8 protein-coding genes are annotated in these 12699 nt (G+C 47.3%); 6 read left to right on the top strand and 2 right to left on the bottom strand.

The window, feature by feature from the left end:
• Positions 1-4 precede the first annotated feature (4 nt).
• The 4 genes from ABS362_RS05340 (at position 5) to bglX (ending at position 7483) form a co-directional block, all read left to right on the top strand.
• A complete protein-coding gene (locus tag ABS362_RS05340; protein WP_350411299.1) occupies positions 5-1579 on the top strand; it encodes a RagB/SusD family nutrient uptake outer membrane protein in 1575 nt (524 codons plus the stop codon).
• Positions 1580-1603: 24 nt separating this feature from the next.
• The gene (locus ABS362_RS05335; RefSeq protein ID WP_350411298.1) at positions 1604-2977 is read left to right on the top strand and encodes a PKD domain-containing protein; all 1374 of its coding nucleotides are present in this window, start codon (positions 1604-1606) and stop codon (positions 2975-2977) included.
• A 63-nt stretch (positions 2978-3040) separates the two neighbouring features.
• Positions 3041-5134: a family 16 glycosylhydrolase gene (locus ABS362_RS05330; RefSeq protein ID WP_350411297.1), complete on the top strand. Its 2094-nt coding sequence runs from the start codon at positions 3041-3043 to the stop codon at positions 5132-5134.
• Between the two features lie 69 nt (positions 5135-5203).
• Positions 5204-7483 carry a beta-glucosidase BglX gene (gene bglX / locus ABS362_RS05325; RefSeq protein ID WP_350411296.1) on the top strand — a complete coding sequence of 760 codons (2280 nt, stop codon included), beginning with the start codon at positions 5204-5206 and terminating at the stop codon, positions 7481-7483.
• A 163-nt stretch (positions 7484-7646) separates the two neighbouring features.
• Here the strand turns inward: bglX and ABS362_RS05320 are convergent, their stop codons facing one another.
• Both ABS362_RS05320 and ABS362_RS05315 read right to left on the bottom strand, forming a co-directional pair.
• Complete coding sequence (locus ABS362_RS05320; protein ID WP_350411295.1) at positions 7647-8930, bottom strand: erythromycin esterase family protein; 1284 nt, start codon at positions 8928-8930, stop codon at positions 7647-7649.
• 142 nt (positions 8931-9072) lie between these two features.
• Positions 9073-9807: a DUF4197 domain-containing protein gene (locus tag ABS362_RS05315; RefSeq protein WP_350411294.1), complete on the bottom strand. Its 735-nt coding sequence runs from the start codon at positions 9805-9807 to the stop codon at positions 9073-9075.
• Positions 9808-9872: 65 nt separating this feature from the next.
• On the opposite strand from ABS362_RS05315, the gene ABS362_RS05310 reads away from it, so the two are divergent.
• Together ABS362_RS05310 and ABS362_RS05305 are read left to right on the top strand one after the other, a co-directional pair.
• Entirely contained in the window at positions 9873-11132 is a 1260-nt protein-coding gene (locus tag ABS362_RS05310) for a competence/damage-inducible protein A (RefSeq protein ID WP_350411293.1), read from the top strand.
• Positions 11133-11282: 150 nt separating this feature from the next.
• A complete protein-coding gene (locus tag ABS362_RS05305; RefSeq protein ID WP_350411292.1) occupies positions 11283-12638 on the top strand; it encodes a dihydrolipoamide acetyltransferase family protein in 1356 nt (451 codons plus the stop codon).
• Positions 12639-12699 lie beyond the last annotated feature (61 nt).

Below are 12699 nucleotides of genomic sequence, written 5' to 3'. Positions count from 1 at the left end.
AACAATGAAAAATATACTTAAAAACAGCGCAAGATTAGCATTTGTAGCCGCCCTGGCACTGGGCACTGCCAGCTGCGACGATTTCCTGGACGTGCAACCAAAAGATGCCCGTGTAGAGTCTAATTTCTACAAAACGGAAGCCGATGCCATGGAGGCATTGGTAAGCATCTATGATGTTTTGCAGTGGAACACAGTTACCGGCTTCCACCCTACTCCTATGTTTATGGACATCGCTTCTGACGACGCCTATGCGGGCGGGGCAAGCCGTACAGATGCTCCGAACATCATTGAGGTAGATATGCACAACATCAGAACCTCTAACCCGGAAATTCAAGGCCTCTGGAAAAAACATTACATTGGTATTTATCGTGCCAATATGTTGCTGGAGAAAATTGATGGTGTAGAAGCAAGCCAGGAATTTAAGGACAGGATCGTAGCCGAAACAAAGTTCCTGCGTGCGCACTTCTACCTGGACCTGGTTCGCACTTACGAAAACGTGCCGCTGGTGCTGAACACGCTTGTAAACCCTGACCAATATAATCAGCCACAGGCTACACCACAGGCGGTGTTTAACCAGATAGCTAAAGACCTGGAAGAAGCTATCCCTAACCTGCCGGCAAGTACCTTACGAGCCAACCAGGGCCGCGTAACTAAATGGGCTGCCGAAGCACTGCTTGCCCGCGCATACCTGTTCTATAATGGTGTATATGATGGGCAATTACAGGCAGGTGATAGAACAGTGGATGCACAGCGCGCTTTAACACATCTGCAGGATATTATTAGCAACAGTGGCCATACTTTACTTGACAACTATGCTGATAACTTCAAGAAAAGCGGAGAATACAGCCAGGAGTCTGTTTGGGAAATAGCTTACTCAGATCTGAACCCATGGTACGACTGGGGTTATATTCAAGGAGGTGAAGGTAATATGCAGCCGCAAATGCAAGGGCCACGCGTAGTTAGCCCAGCCCTGGAGAGCTACGAGCGCGGATGGAGCTTTGCAACTGCGACACAAGCGTTATACGAAGCATTTGAAGAAAACGACCCACGCCGTGATGCTACCCTGCTAATTGAAACCGAACTGAACGGCGATCTTGACAAAGGTTACCAACACACGGGTTACTTCAGCCAGAAATACACGACCTCTAAAGACTATAAGCCAGGTGCCGGTCAGCCTGAACTGAACTGGGGCAACAACTATCGTTCGGTACGCTATAGTGATGTGCTGCTAATGGCTGCTGAACTTAGCGTGATAACAGGCGGTGACGCACAGCAATACCTGGATAGTGTCAGAGAACGGGTAGATCTGCCTTCGGTGCCAGCTACTCTGGAAAACATTTACAAAGAGCGCCGTGTAGAGCTTGCCATGGAAGGCCAGCGTTACTGGGACCTGCTGAGACAGGGCGTGAATGTAGCCGAACAAAAGATAAACGCCAGCAGCAAACGTGGTCCGCTTTATACCGGCGATCAGGTTGATTTTAACGTTACTTTCAAACCTGCTACAAATGGCTTCTTCCCGATACCGCAAAGTGAGATCGCTATCTCAAACGGTTTACTGGAGCAGAACGCAGGTTATTAATCACTTATCAAAGAGATCCTAATCATGAAAAGATATCTATCATACATCGCAACGCTCCTGCTGCTAACGTTTGCCGTAAGCAGCTGCGAGGAGGAAGAAGGAAGCCTTGGGCCGGCTCCTTCATCAGAGCAAGTAAAGTTTACGACCCAGCCAGATGCAGCAAACCCTAACATCATCCATTTTAAAGCAAATGCACCGGGCTTCAAAGCAGTCTGGGATCTGGGCAATGGAGAGACGGCTACCGGTATGGAAGTAACAGGAAGCTACCCGCTAAAAGGCGAGTACACGGTTACACTTACCATGTATACCAGCGGCGGCGCAGCTTCAAACAGTGAAAAGATCACGATCGAAAATACCAACCCATTGATGCTGGATCGGGATGACTATAACTTCCTGACTGGTGGTGCCGATGCGCTGGAAGGTAAAACCTGGGTATTTGACCCGATCGGACCTATGAATTTTGGTGGACCTCCTGAAGCGCCATCATCCTGGTGGAACCAAACGCTGGATACTCAGAATGACTGCATGAAAGATGACAAATACACCTTTAAGCTAATCGGCTTCAAATTTGAAAATAAGAGCGGCGGAGCTATGTGGGGTGTAGATGGCAGCCAGGAAAACGTGTGTGTGCCGCAAACTCCTGTAGCCAGCACATGGAACATCTACCAGGAAAACGGCAAAACAATGCTTTCTGTAAGTAATGGTGAAACTATAGCCTGGGATGACAACCAGGGTACTTATGAAATAATAGAGCTTTCAGAAAACAAACTGCACATAAGAAAAGTGTGCTGCGGTGGCGGTGGCGTACGTAATTATGTGCTCGTACCAGAAGGCTACGCACCTCCGGTGAAAGTAAAACCATATCAAGAAGCCATTGACCTGAAGGACAACTTTGATACACCGGGTAACATTGTATGGCAGACAGACCAGGTAACATTTAATGAAGCTTACGATAACCCTGCTCCCCTACCGATCAACACTTCTGCTAAAGTAGGGCAGTATATCAAGCCGGCTGGTGAAGCGCACGCGTTTACCAATCTATACTTCACCCTGGACCATAAAATTGACCTGACTACCAAAAATAAGATCCGGTTAAAAGTGTTTATGCCAAACTATAATGATTATACCTCGCAGGAAGGTTATGACTGGGCGAATAAACAGCTTTTGAAGCAGGTATCTGTGAAGTTGCAGAACTCTGAAGTAGGAGAACCCTGGAATAGCCAGGTAGAGGTTAAACAGCAGGTTACTCAGCTTGATAAGTGGGTAGAACTGACCTTTGACTTCAGCAGCGCAGCCGACCGCAAAGACCTGGACCGAATCATCATCCAGATCGGAGGCGAAGGTAACTTTATACCGGGCATCTTCTACATTGATGATGTAGAGCTCATCACTAACTAACCTTATAAGCAGCGGCACTTCTGTATTCAATTCCGGAGCTGCCGCTGCTATAACTTTACGCTTATGAAAATTTTATATAAAGGGTTAACAGCGCTTATGCTGCTTTGCCTCGCTTTGCCTGCACTCTCACAGAGCACAGGCTTTAACGAGCTGGTATGGCAAGATGAGTTTGAAGGTGAAGGAGTCCCCGACCCTACCTACTGGAGCTATGACCTAGGAACCGGGCAAGGAGGCTGGGGAAACAACGAAGTACAGACTTATACCAACCAAAGCAGCAACGTTCGTCGCAGTGGTGGAAAACTTGTAATAGAAGCTAACAAGAACAATGGCGCCTGGACCTCGACCCGCATTAAAACACAAGGCAAATACAACTTTACCTATGGCCGTGTAGAGTTCAGGGCAAAGCTTCCGAAAGGATCTGGCACCTGGCCCGCCCTCTGGATGCTGGGCGAAAGCATTACGACCAAAGGCTGGCCTGCAAGTGGCGAAATAGATGTAATGGAGCATGTAGGTCGCGATCCGGGAAAGGTGCATGGCACCCTGCACACGCCATCCAGCTACGGCAACACGGTAAACACCAACTCAACTATAGTTAGCGATTACGGCGACAGCTTTCATGTATATGCTGCTGAATGGACACCGGATGCGATAAAGTTTTACGTGGATAACAACCTGTTCTATACTTACGCACCTGTAAACAAGGACGCAGCAACATGGCCTTTCAATGATCCGCAGTTTATTATCATCAACTTAGCGATGGGTGGTAACTGGGGTAGCGATCCGAAGTTTGAGACGAATGGCCAGAAGAACGGAATTGATCCTGCTCTAACAACAGCCCGATTTGAGGTAGATTATGTTCGCGTTTACCAGACCTTTCAGGAGTTAAAGCTGAATGGCCCAACTATAGTAGCTCCCAATTCACAAAACCTTGGTTTTAAAGCAAGCCAGGTAACGGGTGCTACTTATACCTGGGAAGTTCCGTCAGGCGCCACTATTATTAGCGGGGCAGGCACCTCTGAGGTAAAAGTAAACTGGGGCGAAACAGCCGGAAAGGTAAAAGTACAAATGAGCCTGAACGGACAAGTTTATAGTAAGGAAATTCAGGTGAACATAAGCCAGAACCCCACCGGAGAAGCCTTTATAATTGAAGACTTTAGCAGTCTGCCAACAGCCAAGCTAACAAGCAGCGGGGGAACTTTTAATTTTAGCCAGGCAGATGGTGCCCTGAAAGTACATTACCAGGTAACCGACCCCACTGCTCTTCCACAGATAGTATACACCCTAACAGAGCCGCTCAATATGAGCGGCTATCCTGTTTTAGCGGCAACTATAAAAACGAAGAACGAAAGCGGGAGTGTTGTACTGCGCCTGGACCTGAAAGACACAGCCGGTAAAACGACGGCTACAAATAATGTTTTTACCCTGACACCGCTGATCGATGATGGCGAATTCTTTACTTATTACTTTGACTATAGTTCACTTTTTGGCTCAGGTAACGGTCAGATAGATGGCACTAAAGTTAAACAGATCAGAATGTTAGTAGACTATGGCGTTTTAGGTTCAGCTGGCAGTGACTCTCTCTGGATAGACCATTTCCAGGTATTTCAAAGCATTCCTGCTGTTCCCCGTCGTCCTTCACACCTGAGCCTTACCAAAACATCCGCTTCCGTTACCCTTACCTGGCAGGACAATGCCACCAATGAAGAAAGCTTTAAGATACTCCGTGCTACGTCACAGGCCGGGCCCTTTACCGAAATAGCATCTGTAGCAGCCAATACAAAAACATATACAGATGCCGTTTCGCCAGAATCGGGCTATCTGTATAGAGTAACAGCTTCTAACACTAATGGCACTTCAGAATTCTCTAATACAGTTACCAGCACCGGATCGGTGTTGGGCATAAAGGATGAGTTTGATTCTGACAAGATAACGGCTTACCCAAACCCCAACACCGGTCAGTTTAACATTTTACTCAGCGAGCCTTTACGGATCATCCAAACCCATTTTTTTAACAGCCTGGGCAAAGAAGTCACGGCCAGTATTTCACAGCCCTACCCTACTGTGCTGCAAGTAAAGACAAGCGCTGCTCCGGGATTATACTTTTGCCGCCTTCATACCCCGGATGGCATTATCATAAAACGCATACAGATTATTTGATTACGACTTTACGGTACAAACTCTGTCTAAAAATTCAGGTGATGTGTGCCCTAACCATATATACTTATCATGAAAAAGATCTTTATACCTATTCTGCTGATAGCAGCAACTATAGCCTCAGGGGGCCTCACCTCTTTTAAAAGCGGTGACAAAAAAGAGAGCACAGACCAACGCATAGAGAAGCTTCTTTCCAAAATGACGCTGGAAGAAAAAGTCGGACAGTTGAACTTTGTAGTTGGCGACCTTTTTAACACCGGCCCAACCGTACGCACCTCCGAATCAGACATTTTTAACGAAGCCATCCGTAAAGGAGAGATCACAGGTATTTTCAATATCCATGGTGCTGCCTATACTGGTAAACTACAGAAAATTGCTGTGGAGCAGTCGCGTTTGGGTATTCCGTTGCTGATCGGTGCCGACGTGATTCATGGCTTTAAAACTGTTTTCCCGATTCCGTTGGGCGAAGCCGCCAGCTGGGACCTGGCTGCCATTGAGAAAGGCGCTAGGGTTGCAGCAAAAGAATCTGCCGCATCCGGCATAAGCCTGACCTTTGCCCCTATGGCCGATGTTGCCCGCGATGCCCGCTGGGGAAGAACAGCAGAAGGTGCCGGAGAAGACCCTTACCTGGTATCGCTGATCACCGCGGCCCGTGTTAAAGGTTTCCAGGGAAAAGACCTTTCGGACCCGCTAACTATAGCCGCCTGCGTAAAGCATTTTGTAGCCTATGGTGCCGCAGAAGCTGGCCGCGATTACAATACCGTGGATATCTCGGAGTACGAACTTCGTAACACCTACCTCCCTCCTTTTAAAGCGGCCCTGGATGCCGGTGCGGCCACCCTGATGAGTTCTTTCAACGAACTGAACGGTATACCTGCCACAGCCAATAACAAGGTAATGCGCCAGATCCTGCGTGATGAATGGGATTTTAAAGGTGTTGTAATATCAGACTGGCAGAACATTGGGGAGATGGTAGCCCATGGCTATGCCCAGGATAATGCCCATGCCGGCGAGCTTGCCATAAAAGCAGCCACAGATATGGATATGATGTCTGAGATCTATCTGAAAGAACTGCCTGGTTTGGTAAAAGCGGGAAAAGTAGAACAGAAATACCTGGATGATGCCGTGCGCAGAGTACTATGGCTAAAGTTTGAGCTGGGCCTGTTTGACAACCCATACTTATACAGCAACACTAAAACCGAGAAAAAGCAGATACGCTCTAAAGAGCATTTGCAGGTTGCCTTTGAAATGGCGCAACGCTCCATCGTGTTACTGAAGAACGAGAAAAACCTGCTGCCACTTAACACAGGCCAAGCTAAAAAGATCGCTGTGATCGGCCCGCTTGGAGATAACAAAGAAGACATGAATGGTACCTGGTCTTTCTTTGGGGAGGCACAGCACCCGGTATCTTTCCTGGAAGGGATAAAGAAGTATGCGAAAGGTGCTGATGTAACCTATGCCCAAGGATGCGAACTTTACAGCGATTCCAGAGCTAAATTTGATGAAGCTGTAGCAGCAGCTAAAAAAGCTGATGTGGTGGTTATGGCCATTGGTGAGAGCGCCGTAATGAACGGAGAGGGTGCATCAAGAGCAGATATTTCGATACCAGGCATACAACTGGAGCTGGTAAAGGCTATACACGCTACAGGTAAACCGATCATTGCACTGGTCAGCAGCGGTCGTGCCCTGGAACTTACCTGGCTCGATGAAAATGTACCTACTATACTTGCTACCTGGTCACTTGGGTCTGAAGCTGGTAATGCGGCGGCAAGTGTTCTGTTCGGGGAGTACAACCCATCGGGTAAACTACCGGTGTCGTTTCCAAGAGCGGTTGGGCAACTGCCTTTATACTATAACCACAAAACAACAGGCCGGCCTTACGATGGCAACCATTCAGAGCCAGGTTCGGAGCGGGTTTACAGATCACGGTATCGAGATGTGCCTAACACGGCACTTTACCCGTTTGGCTACGGGCTTAGCTACACCACGTTCAAATACGACAACCTGAAGATAGACAACAGTAAACTTACTGCCGGCGGACAATTGCAGGTAAGTATAGACGTGACCAATACAGGCAAATATGCAGGAGAAGAAGTGATACAACTATACACCCGTGACCTGGTGGGCAGCATTACCCGACCTGTAAAAGAGCTGAAAAAGTTTCAGAAGCTGGCCTTTAAGCCGGGAGAGAAAAAGACTGTTTCGTTTACCATAACTCCTGAAGACCTCGCATTCTGGCGTGCAGATATGACTTTCGGATTTGAGCCCGGCGACTTTAAAGTATTTGTCGGCCCTAATTCGCGTGATGTGCAGGAAGCATCATTTACGCTTGTTAAAGATAATTCACTATAAAATGAGCAAAGAGCTTAAGCATTTGTTTTAGGTGAAATTAATGTGGAATCGCATAGCCACATTTGTAAAAATCCGTTTATCTCCTGGGTAAGCGGATTTTGCTTTTATATTGACTAAGATCAAGTACTTTATCGCATAAGTTCATTACTTCTGCCTATAGACTTTAATAGTTCCATGGGTATAGATCGGGTTCTTTGGCTCCCCGTTGTTTCATGTGGAGAGGGTGCACGGCATCTGTTTCATCAAAGTACAGAAAGGCATCGTAACGCTCCGGAATTATAGTTGGCACATAGTTACCATAGGCCTCGAATTTTGAGTCATAAACTACCCCAATAGCTCTGTGCCCTATACGGCGCTGCGCTAACTCTTCTATGTGTTTCAGGTCTTTACTCAGGATCAGCTTATTTTCATCGCTGATGTTGTGTAATATATCTTCCCAGCTGCCGGGTTTGGCGGGCGGCACTTCCATTTTCTGCATGGGCGCTCCCCACGACTTACTCGCGATTACATGGCCCTGGTAACTTCCGAAGCCAACAAGCTTTACCTGGTCGTTACCATACTTTTCGCGGGCCAGCTGGCCAATATTATGCATGTTATCATCTGCCATATCGGTAGCGCGGGCATCGCCAATATGCGTGTTGTGCTCCCAAACTATAGCTTTGGAATCCGGCCCGTGCAATTCCAGTAACCTATCCAGGGTTTCCATCATATGGCTATCGCGCACGTTCCATGACTTTGCTCCACCCTGCACCATGGCCCTGTAGTATTTTTCGGCGTTCACAGTAACTATAGCATTTTGCTGGGTGTTAAAATCATGTTCGCGGTCGCCGGTATGTTTAGGAGATCTGATAATTCGCTGCAACATGCCAATAACTTCATCCTGGCAATCGGTCCTAACAAAAGCAGTCGCCCTGGCATATTCCTGCGGATCTCGGTTATAGGGCTCAAAACAGTTCATGGCGGAGCGCGCTGCCTCCATTGCCTGCCCATCGTTTTGCTCCAGGTACTTCAACACCTGCTCCAGCGACTCCCACAAACTATAAACATCAAGCCCGTAAAACCCTACTTTCTCATCAGCATGCCGCAAGTGGTTAAAATCCCGAATCCATTCCATCAGTGCCGCCACTTCCCAGTTTGCCCACATCCAGGTCGGCCAACGCCGGAAAACCTGTAGCACATCAGCAATCTTACTTCCTGAATTCTGGTATCCCTTTACAAAACGGTTAACCGCATAACATTCGGGCCAGTCGCCCTCAACAGCAATAAACTGAAACCCTTTTTCCTGTATCAGCCTCTTGGAAATGGCGGTGCGCCAGGTGTAATATTCGGAAGTGCCGTGAGATGCTTCGCCTAACATTACAATGCGGGCACTGCCTACTTCTTCTATCAGTTTATCTAGATCTTTATCTTTGGTAAGCGGAATATATGCGATCTGTTTGTTATCCATAGTCTGGTAGTGTTTGGGGCATAGCGGTAACTATAAATTTGCTGTATTGTACTAATATAAAAGGGTTTATGTTTTAAAAAATAAGCCCGCACTACCATAGTGGCAATGCGGGCTAACTATAAGCGCAGGTCTTTAACGTTACCTACGACTGATTCTCTTTAGAGAAAACACGGCGAAGCAGCTCTGTTGTGCGGGCAATCGGGTTTTCTCGGATCTTCAATTCTTCATCGGCTACCAGCAGGAATAACCCATCAATGGCTTTCTGGGTAGCATATTCATCCAGGTTCGGGTTAACTTTTTGTACTAATGGAATCTGGTTATACTGGTTTACCAGGTCAGCGTAGTATCTGGTAGCATTTGTTTTTTGCAACGACTGCTGTATTACCGGCTTAAAGGCATTGGTCAGCTGCGTTGAGGTCGTGCGCTTCAGGTATTGGGTAGCGGCATCTTTGTCGCCTTTCAGAATTCCCCACGCATCCTGTATAGTCATCTGTTTAATGGCGTTCACGAAAATAGGCACAGCACTTTTAGCGGCATCTTCAGCGCCACGGTTCAGGGTCATTACAAAACGATCTACTTCGCTGCCGAGGCCAACTTTGCGTAAGGTGTTCTCAACGCGCTGCACTTCCGGCGGAAAAGGAATACGGATCAGGGAGTTTTTATAGTAGCCATCGGTTTGAGAAGCTTTTCCGGCGCCATTCTTAATACCTATTTCAAGTGCCTGCCGTAAACCGGATGCAACTTCAGATTGTGTAACGGGAGCACCGGTAGTTGTGCCTGCTAAAACGCCATCAACGGTTTGCTGTACCTGGGCAGCCGTACATGCACTGGCACCTATAGCCAAGGCAACAAAAGAAGTGTAAAGTAATTTTTTCATATCGTTATAACATCTTTAACTTGAATCAGTTTTAAAACCCAACGCACAAATCAGACCAAAATACTATGGAAGCGGTAAACGCAGAGATCATCACCATCGGCGACGAAATACTATACGGACAAATAGTTGATACCAATTCTGCATGGATGGGTACGGAACTTACGAAGTTAGGTATAAAAGTAAAACAGATCACATCAATTTCTGACAGTGCTGCCCATATCATTTCGGCTTTAGACGATGCTAAAACCAGAGCTGACATTATACTTATTACCGGCGGATTAGGCCCCACGAAAGATGACCTGACGAAAGATGTGCTCACAGCCTACTTCCACACTACTCTTAAACTGCACGAACCTTCGCTGGCCGATATTGCAGCTATTTTTGAGAAACGTGGCATTGAAGTAACTGAACTAAACAGGCAACAGGCTTTTTTACCGGAGAGCTGCACACCTGTACGCAATGTGCTGGGCACCGCGCCGGGCATGTGGTTTGAGCAGGAAGGCAAAGTATACGTGTCGATGCCGGGTGTGCCCTTTGAGATGAAACGCATGATGACCGACATTGTGCTGCCAAAACTAAAAGCCCATTTTAAAACTCCTGAGATCATCCATAAAGTTATCCAGACTACGGGCATTGCCGAATCTATACTTGCCGATCGCATAGAAAGCTGGGAACTTGCTTTGCCGCCGCACATAAAACTAGCTTACCTGCCACATATTACCGGTGTGCGCCTGCGACTGACCGGCAGCGGAGACAATGCAACTATACTGGAACAGGAACTACAAACTGAAGTAGACAAACTCACGCAGATCATCCCGAACTATATTTTTGCTTATGGCGAAGTGAGCCTGGAAGAAGCTGTCGGTAATTTGCTGAAAGAACAGAACCTAACTATAGCTACTGCTGAAAGCTGCACTGGCGGCTACCTGGCACACAAATTTACGAGCATACCGGGTAGCTCAGCTTATTTTATGGGAAGTATAGTTGCTTATCATAACGATGTAAAAATTCGGGAACTGAATGTAAAGCCTGAAACCCTGCAACAGCATGGTGCCGTAAGTGAAGCCACTGTGCGCGAGATGGCTGAAAATGTGCGAAAAAAACTAAACACAACTATAGGCGTGGCAACAAGCGGTATAGCCGGCCCTGATGGCGGCACACCGGATAAACCTGTTGGCACGATCTGGATAGCATATGCTGATGAACATAAAACGATAGCTAAGCTGCTGAACTATAATAAAAACCGTCTGCTCAACATTGAGTATACTGCCTTGGTTGCCTTAAACCTTATCCGTCAAAGTTTGGCTGCAACCGTTGATGAATAGGCTAAAATCCTTAACTTTGTTTCAAATTAGACATACAGTATATAGTTGTTAGATAATAGACTCTTGGATAAGTAATGTAATTCAGAGCCTTTAATTCGGTTTACGATCTAACTTCTGCAAACTAATATCATAGAAAATCAACTATAAAATATGGCACTTGTAGAAATGGTTATGCCCAAAATGGGCGAGAGTATCATGGAAGGTACCGTTCTGAAATGGCTCAAAAATGTGGGTGATACCATAGAGCAGGATGAATCGGTGCTGGAAGTTGCTACTGATAAAGTAGATACAGAAGTACCTGCTATTCAGGGTGGTATTCTTAAAGAAATACTGGTACAGGAAGGCGACGTGGTAGCTGTTGGCGCTCCTATCGCTATCATTTCTACAGGCGGCGATGACACTGCTGCTCCTGCCGCGCCAACTGCGGCTGAAGCTCCGGCTGCTGCACCGCAAGCTGCTCCTGCACAAACTGTTGCTGCTACAACCGGCTCTTCTGTTGCTAAGTTAGATCAACCTGCTTCCGGCCGTTTCTACTCTCCGTTGGTACTAAACATTGCCCGAGAAGAAGGAATTTCGATGCAGGAACTGGAATATGTGCCAGGTACCGGCAAAGAAGGTCGTGTGTCTAAGAAAGATATCATGACTTACCTGGAAAGCCGTTCTGGTGCTCCTGCCCAGGCTGCTGCTCCGCAGGCTCAACCGCAAACACAGGTTCAGGCTCCTGCCGCTGCACCAGCTCCTGCTCCACAACCTCAGGCTGCTACACCACAGGTTAAACCAGCTGCATCGTATGGCGGTAATGTCGAGATGATCGAGATGGACCGTATGCGCAAGATGATCGCGGAACGCATGGTAGACAGCAAGCGCATTTCTCCGCACGTTACGTCGTTTGTAGAAGCGGATGTAACCAACCTGGTGAACTGGAGAAACAAGTGGAAAGATGTGTATAAGAAGCGCGAAGGCGAGAACCTTACCTTCACTCCTATCTTTATCGACGCGATCGCGAAAGCGATCAAAGATTTCCCGATGATCAACGTGTCTGTAGACGGTGGTACGATTATCCGCCACAAAGACATCAACATTGGTATGGCAGTAGCTTTGCCAAGTGGTAACCTTATCGTTCCGAACATCAAAAACGCGGACCAGCTTAACCTGAATGGCCTGACCAAAAAGGTGAACGACCTGGCAAACCGTGGACGTATAAACAAACTAACGCCGGATGACCTGGCTGGTGGTACTTATACAGTTTCTAACGTAGGTTCATTCGGTAACGTAATGGGTACGCCTATCATTATGCAGCCGCAGGTAGCCATTATGGCTGTTGGTGCTATCAAGAAGAAGCCGGCTGTTATCGAAACACCTGAAGGTGATCTGATCGGTATCCGTCACTTTATGTACCTGTCGCACTCTTATGACCATCGTGTGGTTGATGGCTCGCTGGGTGGCATGTTCGTGCGCCGTGTGGCTGATTACCTTGAGCAATTTGATGTGAACCAGACGATCTAAGTATAAGATCTGACAATTATAAAGAGCCTGCTGCAGCAATGTGGCAGGCTTTCTTTTTGGC

Origin of the sequence: Pontibacter populi (assembly GCF_040278685.1) — a bacterium.
Lineage (GTDB): Bacteria > Bacteroidota > Bacteroidia > Cytophagales > Hymenobacteraceae > Pontibacter > Pontibacter populi.
This window is presented reverse-complemented; position numbering and strand designations above follow the sequence as displayed.